This is a genomic window from Streptomyces sp. NPDC001220 (assembly GCF_053597895.1).
Genome location: NZ_JBSFJE010000013.1, coordinates 142,078 through 156,940 on the forward strand (window position 1 = coordinate 142,078; position 14,863 = coordinate 156,940).

Sequence of the window (14,863 nt, forward strand, 5' to 3'; positions counted from 1 at the left end):
ACGGTCACTTGCGGCCGGGGGTCCAGTTCATGCCCCAGCCGTAGGCCCGGTCGACGGTCCGCTGCGGGCTCACCCCGCGATCCGGCACCAGATAGCGCGCCTCGCGCTGTACGACCAGGTCACCGCCGGTGTTGGTGAGCAGGGCGAGCGCGCACACGGTCGAGGGGACCGTGCACTCGTCCAGGGAGAAGTCGATCGGGGCGCCGTGCTGGGGCTGGAGGGTCACGGTGGCGTGCAGGTCGGCGAAGGACCTGGCGCCCTGGTAGATGGTCACGAAGATCAGGATGCGCCGGAAGTCCTGTTTGTGGTCGAGGTTGACGGTGAGGTTCTCACCGCTCGCCATGGCACCGGTACGGTCGTCGCCGTCGAGATGGATGTACGGCGGCCTGCCGAGCGAGCCGAAGGCGTTGCCCAGTGCCTGGACGACACCCTTGCGGCCGTCGGCGAGCTCGTACAGGGCGCACAGGTCGAGATCGAGGTCGGACCCGCCGTGCCGGCCGCCCCAGCCACCCGGGGACTGCTTGCGGACCTGCCAGTTGAGGTTGACACGCAGCGAGCCCGAGGTGCCGCCCTGTTTGGCCAGGGAGACGGCGGGCGCCGCCTTGGTGAGCGTCACCTTGGACAGGCGCACGGGCGCGGCCGGCGGGGGCGGCGGGACCGGCAGGCCGCCGGAGGTCGGCGCCGGGTGCTGCGGGGAGGGGAGGCCACCGGGCGGCGGGGGCACCGGGGCGGCGAGGGGCGCGGTCACCGTGGGCGTGACGGACGGGGCGGCCTGGGGGACGGGCGGGGACGCGGCATGCTGCGGTTCGTCCACGGTGATCCCGAAGTCGGTGGCGAGCCCTTCGAGTCCGCTGCTGTAGCCCTGTCCCACGGCCCGGAATTTCCAGCCGCCCTGGCGCCGGTACAGCTCACCGAGGACGAAAGCGGTTTCCACCGTGGCGCCGGCGCTGTCGAACCGGGCGACCACATTCCCGTCCGCCGCATCCCGCACCTCGATGTAGAGACCGGGGACCTGGCCGAACGTTCCGCCGTCGGCGGAGGCCGCCAGGACGATCTTCTCGATCGGGGCCTCCACGCGCGCGAGGTCGACGAAAAGGGTGTCGGTGACCTGGCCGCCGGAGTGCCGCTTGCCCTCGTGGCGGACCGCGCCTGAGGCGTGTGCGGGCTGATTGTAGAAGACGAAGTCGCCGTCGGAGCGCACTTTTCCGGCGACCAGCAGCAACGCCGAGGCGTCCGCGTCGGGGGCACCGGGACCGGAGCGCCAGCCCAATTCGACACGCAGTGCCGTGGTCGGCACCGGTGTATTGGATCCTTTCGACATTGTCATGTCCGCCCCCATCACGTGTCGGCATGCCGGGCGCGCCCGGCGGTCCCAGGTCATCCCTACCCGCACAACCTATTCCCGAGGACAGGGAAGTCCCATGAGCGGCACCGGAAGATCCCTGGCCAACCGCCGGTAACCAGCGCGGAACTCGGCCTTTACGCGATCAGAACGTCGATTGCCGTCCTTTTTTGCCGAGTTCGCTCGGATTGGGGATCCAGCGTCACTGCCGACACGGAAAACAACCCTCTTATCGGTCTCCCCAACCAGCACATCGTGGGCTTAACTTATGTGCCATGACCTCCCCCCGCTCCACCTATGGCGGCGGCTACTACTCCGCCTCCTTCCCGGACACTCCGATCTACGACTCCCTCGTGGCCGAGCGGGGCACCCCGCAGATCGCCCCGATCCGGGTCCCCCCCGCCTACGACGCGCCCAGCAGCCTGAACCTGCCCGCGCTCCCGTCGGCACTGCCCGCCCTCCCGGCGGGCCCCTCCCAGCCGTCCCCCGGCTACGGCTACCCGCAGATGCAGCAGCCCGCTCCGCTGCAGCAGGCGCCCACGGCGTACATCCCTCAGCAGGCGACGGCACCGCGTGGCTACCCGGGCCAGCAGCAGCCGCAGCCGCCGCGTCCGATGATGGGCGGCACCGGGTACGAGGCGATGCGCCCGGCGGCTCCGCGCCCCGCGCCGACGGCTCCGTACCAGGACCCGTACAACAACCAGCAACAGCAGCAGTACCGCGGCTACTGACCGGCACCCCCTGATGTCGGTGCCGCCCGGCACGATGACGTCATGGGGATCGCCGAACCGCGGTCGACGCGTGTACACCCGGTCAAGGCGCTCCGGGGCCTCCCGCCCCGGCAGGCCGTCGCAGCGCCCCAGAGGCCGGCCGGTGACCGACGCTGGGCTCTGATCGACGACGGGGGAAGGTCGTCACCCAGCGCACGCACCCACGCCTGCACGCGCCCACGCCGGCACGCATCAACGTCTGCGCTCCCGCGCCTAGCGCCGGCCGCCGCCCAGTTGCCGTCCGGTGGCGGCATCCGTCCGTCCGCGCCCAGGTCCCGGGCGGGCCCCGCTGAAGGCTCCGGTCCCGGAGCCGGCGGCCACAGTGCCGGCGGACGTCTTCGGGATGAAGGGGAAGGTACGAAGGGGAAGGTACGAAGGGGAAGGCGGTCCTCGCGGCCGGCGCCCCGTACACCTGCTGCGGCGACCATCTGGCAACCGCCGCCCGCCTCGTCCGCACGGACGCCCCCGCCACCCGCTCTGCCCGGACCACACGCTGCCGGGCCAGACCGTGCGCCTCGCCGCGACGGCCGTCCGCCTCTGATCACCGTCCGGGCCCGCTCGGCGCCCTCCCCTTCCTGACGGCACGAGGCGACCACGCCGACGAGGGTTCACCCGCTCCCCGTGAACCTCCCCCCTCCTCCTCTCCCCCCGAGCCCGCTCCGACAGCGACCCGAGTGATCTCCGCCCCTGTGGGAACCCAAGCCCGCAGTCCGGTCGTTGGGGGTCGTGAGAAGTTCCTGAAAGCCCTTGCCGGGGGTGATTTCACTCTCTCTTCGGCCGGGCTCGCGGATGAACGGCTCGGGCGGGGGTTATCACGGAGCGGAAGGGGGTGGTGGACGGTGCGAGCGATCCGCGGCCTGTGGCGTTGGCGGCGCAATCCGCTGCGCCGTGCGACCGACCTGGTCGAGGCCTGGGTGGCCCTGGTGACACTGCTGCTGATCGTGGTGGCCGCGCCCGTGCTCGGCTCGCTCGTCGGGGCGGCCGCCCAGGACACCCTCCAGCGGTCCGTCCGGCAGCAGCACCACGACCGGCATCTGGTCACGGCCACCGTCGTACGGAAGCTGGGCGGTTCCCTGGTCGAACCCGACCCCGACGCCACCAGCGCGCACGACACCCGCAGCCGCGTCCTCGCCGACTGGACCGCACCGGACGGCACCCGGCAGCACGGCGCGACCCTGACGGCCATCAAGTCCCCGCACAGAGGCGACCACTTCGGCATCTGGACGGACCGGCACGGTCTGCTGACGGCCCGCCCGCTGGACTCCGCCACCGCGACGACCCATGCCGTGCTGGCCGGGTTCGGCGCGACCCTGCTCGCCGCGGGTCTGGTCGACAGCGCCAGACGGATGATCGTCTGGCGTATGGTCCGTCGCAGGTACGCGCGTTGGGACCAGGCCTGGGACCGGGCGGGCCCGGACTGGGGGAAGGCCGGCACCGGCAGCTGAGGGCCTTTCCCTCTCTGGTCGGTGCACCACCTCGGCGCACGCTACGGTGGACCGGCCGAAGCGCATTCGGTATCGACCCGCGCGCGAGCGGACCGCACGGGACGGACACCCTCCGATTTGGTGGCCGTCCCGAAGGCGAGCAAGCGATCTGTACGACGAGGTGGGGGCTCAGCAACGCCATGGCACAGGGCACGGTCCAGGTGACGCACACCGGCACTTCGAGGTGGCGGCGCCGCACAGGTGAGTACGCATCGCTCGCCGCCGCCCTGGAGGCCGCCGCGGACGGCGACGTCCTGACGGTCGCGCCCGGCACCTACCGGGAGAACCTCGTCGTCCAGCGCGCGGTGACGCTGCGCGGCCCGGAGGGCTCGCCCGGCTCGGTGCGCATCGCGCCCGCGGACGGGGTGCCGCTGACCGTGCGGGCCTCGGCGGTCGTACAGGACCTGCATGTCGAGGGCCAGGACGCGGCCGCGCCCGCGCTGCTCGTCGAGGAGGGCACCCCCGAGCTGCTGGACGTGCGGATCGTCACGCGCTCCGCCGCCGGCATCGAGGTGCGCGGTGGCGCGCGGCCGACCGTGCGACGCTGCACGGTGGACAACCCGGCCGGCATCGGCATCGCCGTACTCGACGGCGGCGGTGGCGTGTTCGAGGAGTGCGAGGTGGTGGCGGCCGGTCAGGCAGGCGTCGCGGTGCGCGGCGGCGGCCACCCGCGGCTGGAGCGCTGCCGGATCCACCACGCCTCGGGCACGGGAGTGACGGCGACCGGTGAGAACTCCGCCCTGGAGGCCGTGGGTTGCGAGATCTACGAGGTGCGCGGCTCCGGCGTGCAGGTCACCGCACGGGCCACGGCGCACCTCACTGACTGCGATGTGCACCGCACCACCGCCGACGGCGTGACCCTCGACACCGACGCGGTACTCACCCTCGCCGACTGCCGGATCCACGACATCCCGGAGAACGCGGTCGACCTGCGCTCGCGCTCGGTGCTGACGCTGACGCGGACGACCGTGCGCCAGTTCGGACGCAACGGACTGTCGGTGTGGGACCCGGGCACCCGCGTCGACGCCAACCAGTGCGAGATCTTCGACAGCACGGGCGACTACCCGGCGGTGTGGGTGAGCGACGGGGCCACCGCCGTCCTGGACTCCTGCCGGGTGCACGACGTACCGGACGCGTTGTTCGTGCTGGACCGCGGCTCCCGCGCGGACGTCGTCGACAGCGACCTCTCCCAGGTACGCAACACGGCGGTGTCGGTGAGCGACGGGGCGACCGCGCAGCTGGACGACTGCCGGATCCGGGACGCGGCCACCGGCGCCTGGTTCCGCGACCACGGCAGCGGCGGCACCCTCAACAACTGCACGGTGGACGGCACCCAGACCGGAGTGATCGTCACCAAGGGCGCCGACCCCACTCTCGAGCGCTGCACGGTGGACTCCCCCGCCGAGGCGGGCTTCTATGTGTCGGCGGGCGGCCGCGGCACCTTCCAGAACTGCCGGGTCACCGGCAGCGGCGGCTACGGCTTCCATGTGATCGACGGCTGCCGTACGACGCTGCGCAAGTGCCGTACGGAGCGGTGCGCGCGCGGTGGTTACGAGTTCGCCGACGGCGGCCCGGACGCGGGCTCCGGCACCGGCCCGGTGGTGGAGGACTGCACCAGCGACGAGAGCGGCAGCCTGCGCCCGTCCGCGGCGCACGAGCCGGCCGTGCAGACCGCACACCAGACCGCCGGCCTGCTGGGCGCGATCCCCGGCCAGCGCAGCACCGAACAGGAACCGCTCCTCACCCCCGCCGCGACCCAGGAGCCGGCCCGCACCTCCAAGGCGGTGCTCGGTGAACTCGACGCGCTGGTCGGCCTGGAGAGCGTCAAGCGCGAGGTCCGTGCGCTGACCGACATGATCGAGGTCGGCCGGCGCCGTCAGCAGGCCGGTCTGAAGGCCGCCTCGGTCAAGCGGCACCTGGTGTTCACGGGCTCCCCCGGCACCGGCAAGACGACGGTCGCCCGGCTCTACGGCGAGATCCTCGCCTCCCTCGGAGTGCTGGAGAAGGGCCATCTGGTCGAGGTGTCCCGGGTCGACCTGGTCGGTGAGCACATCGGCTCCACGGCGATCCGCACCCAGGAGGCGTTCCAACGGGCGCACGGCGGTGTGCTGTTCATCGACGAGGCGTACGCGCTGTCACCGGAGGACGCCGGGCGGGACTTCGGCAAGGAGGCCATCGACACGCTGGTGAAGCTGATGGAGGACCACCGGGACGCCGTGGTGGTGATCGTCGCGGGCTACACGGAGGAGATGGAGCGCTTCCTCTCGATCAACCCCGGCGTGGCCTCCCGGTTCTCCCGGACCATCACCTTCAGCGACTACGGCCCGGACGAACTCCTGCGGATCGTGGAACAGCAGGCCGACGAGCACGAGTACCGCCTGGCACCGGGCGCCTCCGAGGCGCTGCGGAGGTACTTCACGGTGCTCCCCAAGGGCCCCGCGTTCGGCAACGGCCGTACCGCCCGGCAGACGTTCGAGGCGATGGTCGAACGGCACGCGAGCCGGGTCGCCCAGCTCGCCGACCCGAGCACCGACGACCTCACCCTGCTGTACGCGGAGGACCTTCCGGAACTCGCCTGATCAGCCCGCCGGTTGCGGCCGCTGCCCGGGCAGTTCCGGGCGCAGCCGGACCAGCAGCCGTTCCCGTTCCTCGGCGAAGACCGGGTCCGCCTGGTAGTCGGAATGGCCCAGGATCGGGGCCGGGAGCGGGTGTCCCGGGGTGCGTCCGTAGGCGAGGGGGTCCTTCAGGGGCGTGTGGTCGACGGCAGGACCGTCGCCGTCGGCGATCCGCACCGGGCCGCCGATGGGGTCGGTGAGGCGGTAGAGGTTGCGCCAGCAGGCGACCTCACGGTGCAGGGAGCCGAGCTCGGCCGGGCCGAAGTGGGCGGGGAACCAGCGGCCGTACAGGCGCTCCAGCGGGGATCCGTAGGTCAGCAGGGCGACCCGCTTGCGCACCGACGGGGTCAGCTGCCAGGCCGCGGCGGCCGCGAGGACGCTGCCCTGGGAGTGGCCGGAGATGACCAGCCGGCCGCCGGTGCGGCGGGTCCAGGTGTCCATGCGCCAGGTCAGGTCGGGGACCGCGCGCTCGGCGTAGCAGGGCGGGGCGAAGGGATGGGCGGCGCGCGGCCAGAAGGTGCCGACGTCCCAGAGGATGCCGATGGTGCGCCGGGCTGCGGCGTCCTTGTAGGCGCGCCGGCCCCAGGTGACGAACAGTATGAAGCCGAGCCCGACCAGCCAGGAGCCGAGTGCCTGGGAGGCCTGGGCCGCGCCGTGCACCAGGGCGTAGGTCCGGTCGGCGGCCGCGTCCGGGGTCTTCCCGGTGGCGAGCGCGCCCACCAGCGCCCCGGCGCCCAGCACCAGCGTGGCGGCGCACAGCACGGTGACGACGAGCGGCGTCCGGTCGGTGAGGGCGGCCATGGCACGGACTCCGGCGATACGGCGGGTGCGTGCCGTGTCCTCCGGCTCGCCGACGTGGTCGAGGCCTACGGCGGCTCGTTCGGCGTGGCCGAGCCGCGAGGTCCGCCAGGAGAGCCAGGCGACCGCGGCGAGCAGCACCACGAGGACGGGCGGGATCGCCGAGGCCTGCCAGGTCAGCAGTACCGGCGGCCCGGCGATGGAGGTTCCGGTGCCGTCCAGCCAGTCGGAGACCCGCTGGGCGACCCCGCCCGAGATCACCCCGCCCAGCGCGCAGGCGAGCAGGGCGACCGCGGGTCCGCCCAGACCGCGCATCGCGGCACGCGGATCGGGGAGCCGGCGGTGCAGGTCGTGGGCGACGGCCCCGAGGACGATCACCAGCACGCCCTGGGCCAACACCAGGCCGCCGAAGGCCGGATCCCCGGCGAGCCGCCCCACGGAGCGCCATCCCGGCCGGGACCAGCCGGCGTACAGCGCGACGAGGACCAGCAGGGCGAGCGCGCCGAGCGGCAGGCGGCGTACCAGTCGCCGGTCGAGCTCCTGGTCGAGGAGGTTCTCGCTGCGGCCGCGGCGGCAGACCACCCACACCGCGGCGACCGCCAGGGCGGCCACTGCACCGCACAGCAGCCACCCGGCCGCGTCGAGTACGGCGGGTCCGCCGGTCCGGCGGTCGAAGGCGGCCGCCGGTGCGAGGAGCGCGGCGGCGACGGTGAGCAGGCCCGCCGTGGTGTGGGCGGCACGCAGCCGGGCCACCAGCCGGCGCCCGTACCAGAAGCCGGGGCTGCCGAGGGAGGTGTGCCCGGGTTCGGCGTCGTGGGCCAGGGGCCGGGTGGACTCGTAGGCGCTCCAGGTGCGGTGCGAGAGGTACCAGAGCAGACCGGTCAGCGCGGTGGGCACCAGGGCGGCCAGGGCGAGCCGCCGTCCGGGGGCACTCCACCAGCCGCCGGCGGAACCGGTGGGTGAGAGGAAAGCGAGCCAGGAGTGCCGGCCGGCGCAGGCGGTGACGCCCGCGCACTGCCAGGCGGCCAGGTCCAGGGCGACCTCGCAGGCGGCCGCGACCAGCAGCACCGTCAGGGTGAGCCCGGCGAGCCGGACCAGCAGGCCGTAGAAGCGGACGGTGCGCGGCCGGTCCTGGGCGGCGGGGCGCATCCAGTGGGCGAGGTTGACCACCATGAACGGCAGGAGCAGCAGCCACAGGGCGCGGGAGGCGTTGCCGGAGGTGAGGTTGCACCAGACGTAGGCCTCGGGCACCGGGCGGTCGCCGTAGTCGCCGGGCCGGGACTCGGCGTCGACGTCGACGGCGCGCCGGAAGACGGCCGCCGTGTCGTCGCCGGTGATCCGCACCGTGCGCGGGTCACCGAGCATCTTCTCGGGCGTGCTGCCGCCGACGCCGTGCACCAGCAGTTCCAGGTCGATCTCCGGCAGGGCGGACCGCTCGACGGATTCGCTCCTCCCACCGGTGACCCGCTGAACAGAACCACCCTGCCCGGCCGCCGGCCACCCGGCCGACCCGGCCGTCCGCACCACGAGCCGCCCGGCCGATTCGGCAGCGCCGGCCACGGGCCGCCCGGCCGGATCGACAGCCCCGACCACGGGCCGCCCGGCCGGATCGACAGCTTCCCGCTCGGCCAGACCGGTCGCCTCGGGCACCCGTTGCTCGGACGGACCGGCCGTCTCGGCGAGGCGTTGCTCGGCCAGCGCGGCTGTCTCGGCCAGGCGTTGCTCGACCGGACCGGTCACCTCAGCCAACCGTTGCTCGACCAGACCGGCCGTCTCAGCCAGGCGTTGCTCGACCGGACCGGTCGCCTCAGCCAACCGTTGCTCGACCAGACCGGCCGTTTCGGCGAGGCGTTGCTCGACCGGACCGGTCGCCTTAGCCACCCGTTGCTCGGCCAGCGCGGCTGTCTCCGCCAGGCGTTGCTCGGCCGGGCCGGTCCCGTGGGCGGCGAGCGGCTCGGCCGGGCCGGGCCTGTGCGCCGCGAGCCGCTCGGCCGGGTCGGGCCGTGGGGTGTCGGGCGGTTGGGCAGGTTCGGTCCCCGTTGCCGCCGGCCGCTCCGCGGGGTCGCCGGTGGTGCGTTCCTGCGCGCCTTCCACTCTTCTCGCACTTCCCCCGTCACGCGCCGATGGTCAGTGTCCGTGCGGGCTTCAGGATCTCCGATTCCGGTGTGACGCACACCACTCGCCACGGAATCTCCCCGTTGTGTGTGACACCTAAGGGAACACGTGGTGACCGAATGACATGTGCGCACCGACACAGGGAGTGGCGCAACCAGTGCGGTCCCGTGAAAGGATGGGGCGCCCACGCACCGGAGCCGGGCGGAATGTCCTGGTCGGAGCCGGTACGCAGGGCGTGTCGGACGGCTTGAGGCGAGAGGACCGGAGCGTACGTGAGCGAGAACCAGAACCTCCTCGCGGAGCAGCGCCGCGCCCTGATCCTGGACGAGGTCCGGCGCCGGGGTGGCGTTCGGGTCAACGAGCTGACCCGCAAGCTCGGTGTGTCGGACATGACCGTACGCCGGGACCTGGACGCGCTGGCCCGGCAGGGTGTGCTGGAGAAGGTGCACGGCGGTGCGGTGCCGGTGGTCGAGGCGAGCACGCACGAGCCGGGGTTCGAGGCCAAGTCCGGTCTGGAGCTGACCGCCAAGGAGGACATCGCCCGGGCCGCCGCGGAGCTGGTCGTGCCGGGTACGGCGATCGCCCTGTCCGGCGGTACGACGACGTACGCGCTGGCCCATCAGCTCCTGGAGGTCCCGGACCTGACCGTGGTGACCAACTCGGTGCGGGTCGCGGACGTCTTCCACGCGGCGCAGCGGGTCTCCGGGCAGCGGCAGGGCGCGGCGACCGTCGTCCTGACCGGCGGCGTGCGCACCCCGTCCGACTCACTGGTCGGCCCGGTGGCCGACCAGGCGATCGGGGCGCTCCACTTCGACCTGCTGTTCCTGGGCGTGCACGGCATATCGGTCGAGGCGGGCCTGTCCACGCCGAACCTCGCGGAGGCGGAGACCAACCGCCGCCTGGTGCAGTCGGCCCGGCGGGTCGTGGTGGTCGCCGACCACACCAAGTGGGGCACGGTGGGCCTGAGTTCGTTCGCCAAGCTGGAGCAGGTCGACACGCTGGTCACGGACGCCGGGCTGCCGGCCGGGGCGCGTGCGGAGATCTCCGAGCACCTGCGCCGGCTGGTGGTGGCGGGCGAAACCGACTGAGGGTACAGACAGCTGAGGGTACAGACAGCTGACGGTACAGACAGCTGACGGGCCGTCAGCTACCTTTCCGGGGACAGCGTCTCACGAGGAGGTCGGCCCGGTGGCTCACCAACTGCGCCCGGTGGGACTCGACTTCGTCGAGACCGCACCCGTACGGCTCGTGTTCGGACGGGAGATGACGGCAGCTCCCCGGACGGTCTTCCGGGCCCTGGCGGAGGACGTGCCCGGCTGGTCGCAGTGGCTCACCGGGGTCACGTCGGCCCGTCCGACGGAGCACGGCCGTCAGGTGCGCCTCCGGGGCGGCGTGCGCTTCGAGGAGACGGTGCTCACGTCGCGGGCGCCCGAGGTGTACGCCTACCGGGTGGACGTGGCCAACGTACCCGGTGCGCGCGCGTGGCTGGAGGAGTGGCGCCTGGTGCCGTCCGGCACCGGGACCCGGGTGCGGATGACGTTCGCACTCGACGGCACGGCGCCGTTCCGGGCGATGTGCCGACTGGCGGCGCCGGGCATGGGCCGGGCGATCCGCGAAGGGATACGCACCCTGGACAGCGGACTGTGAACGCCGCGATCGGGGGCGACTTCGGGGACGCGGGGCCGCGTCGGACCGCGGCTCCGCCGGGCGGCCGCGACCAGCCCTGAACGGCCCGGGGCTTCAGGCAGCCCGCGGCACCCCCGTCATCGCGGCCACACCCCGGTCGTCAGCAGGGTCTCGATCGCGGCCGTGTAGGGAGCGATGTCCAGCCCCTGCTCCTCCAGCCAGGAATCCGAGTAGTACTTGTCGAGATACCGGTCCCCCGGGTCGCACAGCAGCGTCACCACGCTCCCCGTACGCCCCGCCGCCACCATCTCGGACACGATCTTCAGCGCGCTCCACAGACCGGTCCCGGTGGAACCGCCCGCCTTGCGCCCGATCGCCCGCTCCAGCGCCCGCACCGCCGCCACGCTCGCCGCGTCCGGCACCTTCATCATCCGGTCGACGGCCCCGGGCACGAAGCTCGGTTCCATCCGTGGCCGTCCGATGCCCTCGATCCGGGACCCGCAGTCGCAGGTGACGTCCGGATCGCCGGTGGTCCAGCCCTCGAAGAAGCAGGAGTTCTCGGGGTCGGCGACACAGATCCGCGTGTCGCGCAGGGTGTAGTGGACATAGCGCGCGAGGGTCGCGGACGTACCGCCGGTGCCCGCCGTGGCGACGATCCACGCCGGCTCCGGGAACCGCTCCAACTCCAGCTGACGGAAGATGGATTCGGCGATGTTGTTGTTGCCGCGCCAGTCCGTGGCCCGTTCTGCGTAGGTGAACTGGTCCATGTAGTGTCCGCCGGTCTCCACCGCGAGGCGCGCGGACTCCTCGTACATCTTCCGGGAGTCGTCCACGAAGTGGCACTGCCCGCCGTGGAACTCGATGAGCCGGCACTTCTCGGAGCTGGTGGTGCGGGGCATGACGGCGATGAAGGGAACGCCGATCAGCTTGGCGAAGTAGGCCTCGGAGACCGCCGTCGAGCCGCTGGACGCCTCGATCACGGGACGGCCCGGCCGGATCCAGCCATTGCACAGACCGTAGAGGAAGAGTGAGCGGGCCAGCCGGTGCTTGAGGCTTCCTGTGGGATGGGTCGACTCGTCCTTGAGGTAGAGGTCGATGCCCCACGCCTCGGGCAGCGGGAACCGCAGCAGGTGGGTGTCCGCCGAGCGGTTCGCGTCCGCCTGGACTTTACGGACGGCTTCTTTGAGCCAGTCGCGGTACTCGGTGTCGCTGTGGTCGACGTCGAGGGTGGCGCCGGTTCGGATCTGCGGGGTGGTGCTCACGGCGGGCTCCTTACGCTGGGCGCCGAACGGCGTCCGGGCCGACGCACCGATCATAAACACCTTTCTCAACGCTTCTCACCTGCATAAACGCATCTTTGGACGTCTCAAAGACCCCCTGAGGAACAGTGGCTCGAATCCTTCGGGGGCGCATTGTCGCGAGTGCTCCGGGCGCCCCCTGCCCGGCGGCCCGTGCGCACTGGTGCTCCTCGTCGAGGGCGGGCAGACTGCCACCGGACGGGACGAACGTCCCGAACGGGGGCGCACACTGGATCACAACACGAGCCGGAGCACGCCGGCCGGGGCCGCAAGCTCGCGGGCCGGTGACCGAGGTACTCGAAAAGGGGCGGGGCAGGATGGCGGAGCCGGAGTTCACGGCGAAGGGCGTGCGGATCGACAAGCGGCTGCGTTCGCTCACCCGGGCCGGACAGGTCCGGATAAGCGACGGCAGGCTGCAGCTGCTGACCAGCTACGGCAGCGAGATCGACAGCGCGCCCGTGCAGGCGGTACGGGCCTCGAAGCCATGGTTCGCGTCGGAGGACCGGGCCCTGGCCGACCTCAACGGCCAGCGCTACTCACTCACCCTGGGCGACCACGATCCGGCACCGGGCGAGCCCGGGCCGCCCGCGGCGCGCCGCTTCATCGAGGCGGTACGGCGGGCCGCCGGGCGTGACCACTGAACCACGGCGAGTTGCGGGACCGTGCGCACTGGGTCACGCTTGTCTCACGTCACTCTGGGTTTACCGGCGATAACGCTGCGAACCAGCCCGCCGGCCACGACAGCAGGCGGCCCCCTGGACGGCGGCGCCCGCTGGATCCGTTCTCCGTGTTCTTCCGGACCTCACGTCGGGGAGTCGCAGTCGTGATCGAACACCCAAGCAGACACTGCTCGGTGGAGCTCCAAGCCCTGCCCTCGCGGATCGGCCAGATCCGCAGAATCGTATCTGCACAGTTGCGCTACTGGCGCCTGGACCCGTTGATAGACCGGGCCGCGCTCGGTGTGACGGAGTTGCTGACCAACGTCCACCGGCACGCCCAGCCCGACAAGAACTGCACCGTGGAGATCGAGCTCCAGCTCGACCGGCTCACGGTGTCGGTCCGTGACCACGATCCGCGGCTCCCGGTGGTCGAGGACGGGACGGACGTCGCGTCCATGGCCACCTGCGGACGCGGCCTGGCGATGGTGGCCGCGGTCAGCGAGAGCTGGGGCGTGCGGCCGCACGACGACGGCAAGGTCGTGTGGTTCACCCTGCCCGCGCCGATCGCCACGCCGAAGGCGACCCGACCGCAACCCCCTACGGCCGAACCGGCGCCCCGGCATGTCATAGCGGCGGGAACGGCGGCCACCGGGGCGCCCGCCGGGCACGCGACCGCCGGCGCCCCCGCCACCGCACAGGTCGGCGCCGGTGCCGCCGCTGCCGCACACCTGACCGACGGTGCCTCCGTCGTCGCACCCGCGACCGCCGGCCCTTCCGCCGTCGTACCCGCGACCGCCGGCGCCCCGGACACCGCACACGCTCCCGCCCGCTCGGCTGTCGCCAGTTGAGCGGGCGGTGAGTTTCCTTCCCGGGCAGTGCTCCGAGGCGGCCGGGCGCCCGAGGTGAGGATGCCGAGGCGGACCACCCGGTGCGTCCGGGCGGACCCGCCGGCACCGGACGGGCCCTGAACGCGGCGGAGTTCCCCTCGGGGACGCCGCGTCAGCGCCGTCCAGGGCGCGCACGGCGGTGCAGGTACCGCCTTGCGCCCGCACGGCACGCGGCACGGGCCGGGGCCCGCACCACCGTCGTCGCGCTCATGCCGCACCGCCCTTGCCGATACGGCCGAACTGCTCCTCCAGGACCGACAGCCGCCGCCAGTACTCGTCCTCGTCGATCTCGCCGGAGGCGAAGCGGCGGCCCAGGACGGCGAGCGGCGAGTCGCCGGCCGGGCGCCCGGTGTCCATCGGGCGCCAGGGGCCGCCGCGCCCGCGCCACGCGGTGCGGCGCAGGACGGTGACGACGCCGATCACCACGGCCGCCCAGATCAGCGGGAAGAACAGGATCCACGGGCCGGGCCCGCCGTCCCAGTTCGCCAGGGTCTCCATCTCGGTCAACTCCCTTGCCGGAAAGTCTCGGTGTGTTGCCTAGAGACTGGCTCCAGGGAGGGGTCCGGGTCGTCGTGCGACCGGCGGCAGTCGCCGTACCCCCCGGGGAGTACTCGGCGGGGGCCGGGCTGCTCCCGCAGGGCTGGCCTTCTGTAACTACTAGTATGTACAGTGACGGTGTGAGCACATCGGAGCGTCTGATCGAGTCCACCCGTGAGCTGCTGTGGGAGCGCGGTTACGTCGGCACCAGCCCCAAGGCCATCCTGGAGCGCGCCGGGGCCGGCCAGGGCAGCATGTACCACCACTTCAAGGGCAAGCCGGACCTGGCCCTGGCCGCGATCCGGCGGACCGCCGAGGAGCTGCTGGCCACCGCGGAGGGCGTGCTCACCGGGCCGGGCACACCGTACGAGCGGATCGAGGCGTATCTGCGGCGCGAGCGCGACGTGCTGCGCGGCTGCCCGGTCGGACGGCTGACCATGGACCCGGACATCATCGCGAGCGACGAACTGCGGGCACCCGTCGACGAGACCCTCGACCGGATCCAGGAGCTGATCGCCGGGATCGTCGAAGAGGGCAAGGAGCTGGGTCAGTTCGGACCGCGGGTGGACGGTGCGGAGATCGCCGCGACGGTCCTCGCGACCGTGCAGGGGGGTTACGTCCTCGCCCGCGCCTCCGGCTCGCCCGCCGCGTTCGACGCCGGCGTGCGCGGACTGCTGTCCCTGCTGAGGAACTGACGTACGTGCGCACGTGTCCGCCCCCGACCACCCCCAC

11 protein-coding genes and 1 pseudogene are annotated in these 14,863 nt (G+C 72.7%); 8 read left to right on the plus strand and 4 right to left on the minus strand.

The genetic code is table 11. The annotated features are described in order from the left end of the window. Nucleotides 1-4: 4 nt before the first annotated feature. A complete protein-coding gene (locus tag ACWDGI_RS29320) occupies nucleotides 5-1,339 on the minus strand; it encodes a TerD family protein (RefSeq protein WP_450764007.1) in 1,335 nt (444 codons plus the stop codon). A gap of 278 nt (nucleotides 1,340-1,617) precedes the next feature. On the opposite strand from ACWDGI_RS29320, the gene ACWDGI_RS29325 reads away from it, so the two are divergent. From ACWDGI_RS29325 to ACWDGI_RS29335, 3 genes are all read left to right on the plus strand, one after another. Then, nucleotides 1,618-2,073 (plus strand): DUF6643 family protein, encoded by a 456-nt coding sequence (locus tag ACWDGI_RS29325; RefSeq protein ID WP_450764008.1) that lies wholly within the window; start codon nucleotides 1,618-1,620, stop codon nucleotides 2,071-2,073. Between the two features lie 878 nt (nucleotides 2,074-2,951). Continuing rightward, a complete protein-coding gene (locus ACWDGI_RS29330; protein WP_450764010.1) occupies nucleotides 2,952-3,557 on the plus strand; it encodes an Rv1733c family protein in 606 nt (201 codons plus the stop codon). Nucleotides 3,558-3,736: 179 nt separating this feature from the next. Beyond that, nucleotides 3,737-6,175 carry a right-handed parallel beta-helix repeat-containing protein gene (locus ACWDGI_RS29335; RefSeq protein ID WP_450764012.1) on the plus strand — a complete coding sequence of 813 codons (2,439 nt, stop codon included), beginning with the start codon at nucleotides 3,737-3,739 and terminating at the stop codon, nucleotides 6,173-6,175. On the opposite strand, the gene ACWDGI_RS29340 is transcribed toward ACWDGI_RS29335, so the two are convergent. Next, the gene (locus tag ACWDGI_RS29340) at nucleotides 6,176-8,434 is read right to left on the minus strand and encodes a hypothetical protein (protein ID WP_450764357.1); all 2,259 of its coding nucleotides are present in this window, start codon (nucleotides 8,432-8,434) and stop codon (nucleotides 6,176-6,178) included. Between the two features lie 962 nt (nucleotides 8,435-9,396). Between ACWDGI_RS29340 and ACWDGI_RS29345 the strand changes: the two genes are divergently transcribed. Beyond that, nucleotides 9,397-10,212 (plus strand): DeoR/GlpR family DNA-binding transcription regulator, encoded by an 816-nt coding sequence (locus ACWDGI_RS29345; protein WP_450764014.1) that lies wholly within the window; start codon nucleotides 9,397-9,399, stop codon nucleotides 10,210-10,212. A 100-nt stretch (nucleotides 10,213-10,312) separates the two neighbouring features. Beyond that, nucleotides 10,313-10,771, plus strand: a complete 459-nt coding sequence (locus ACWDGI_RS29350; protein ID WP_450764016.1) for an SRPBCC family protein — start codon at nucleotides 10,313-10,315, stop codon at nucleotides 10,769-10,771. Nucleotides 10,772-10,887: 116 nt separating this feature from the next. On the opposite strand, the gene ACWDGI_RS29355 is transcribed toward ACWDGI_RS29350, so the two are convergent. Next, nucleotides 10,888-12,012 (minus strand): PLP-dependent cysteine synthase family protein, encoded by a 1,125-nt coding sequence (locus ACWDGI_RS29355; RefSeq protein WP_450764018.1) that lies wholly within the window; start codon nucleotides 12,010-12,012, stop codon nucleotides 10,888-10,890. Nucleotides 12,013-12,365: 353 nt separating this feature from the next. On the opposite strand from ACWDGI_RS29355, the gene ACWDGI_RS29360 reads away from it, so the two are divergent. Together ACWDGI_RS29360 and ACWDGI_RS29365 are read left to right on the plus strand one after the other, a co-directional pair. Continuing rightward, on the plus strand, nucleotides 12,366-12,689 hold the full coding sequence (locus ACWDGI_RS29360; protein WP_352222870.1) for a hypothetical protein: 324 nt from the start codon (nucleotides 12,366-12,368) through the stop codon (nucleotides 12,687-12,689). A gap of 182 nt (nucleotides 12,690-12,871) precedes the next feature. Next, nucleotides 12,872-13,387: pseudogene (locus ACWDGI_RS29365) on the plus strand (ATP-binding protein); the annotation flags it as partial. Between the two features lie 414 nt (nucleotides 13,388-13,801). On the opposite strand, the gene ACWDGI_RS29370 reads toward ACWDGI_RS29365, so the two are convergent. Further along, entirely contained in the window at nucleotides 13,802-14,092 is a 291-nt protein-coding gene (locus tag ACWDGI_RS29370) for an SHOCT domain-containing protein (protein ID WP_450764020.1), read from the minus strand. Between the two features lie 164 nt (nucleotides 14,093-14,256). Between ACWDGI_RS29370 and ACWDGI_RS29375 the strand changes: the two genes are divergently transcribed. Continuing rightward, on the plus strand, nucleotides 14,257-14,826 hold the full coding sequence (locus tag ACWDGI_RS29375) for a TetR/AcrR family transcriptional regulator (protein WP_450764022.1): 570 nt from the start codon (nucleotides 14,257-14,259) through the stop codon (nucleotides 14,824-14,826). The last annotated feature ends 37 nt before the right edge of the window (nucleotides 14,827-14,863 follow it).

Bases quoted from the DNA above. Each gene is read 5' to 3' on its own strand.
- ACWDGI_RS29320 (WP_450764007.1), bottom strand. From the start codon at position 1,339: ATGGGGGCGGACATGACAATGTCGAAAGGATCCAATACACCGGTGCCG.
- ACWDGI_RS29325 (WP_450764008.1), top strand. From the start codon at position 1,618: ATGACCTCCCCCCGCTCCACCTATGGCGGCGGCTACTACTCCGCCTCC.
- ACWDGI_RS29335 (WP_450764012.1), top strand. From the start codon at position 3,737: ATGGCACAGGGCACGGTCCAGGTGACGCACACCGGCACTTCGAGGTGG.
- ACWDGI_RS29360 (WP_352222870.1), top strand. From the start codon at position 12,366: ATGGCGGAGCCGGAGTTCACGGCGAAGGGCGTGCGGATCGACAAGCGG.
- ACWDGI_RS29370 (WP_450764020.1), bottom strand. From the start codon at position 14,092: ATGGAGACCCTGGCGAACTGGGACGGCGGGCCCGGCCCGTGGATCCTG.
- ACWDGI_RS29375 (WP_450764022.1), top strand. From the start codon at position 14,257: ATGTACAGTGACGGTGTGAGCACATCGGAGCGTCTGATCGAGTCCACC.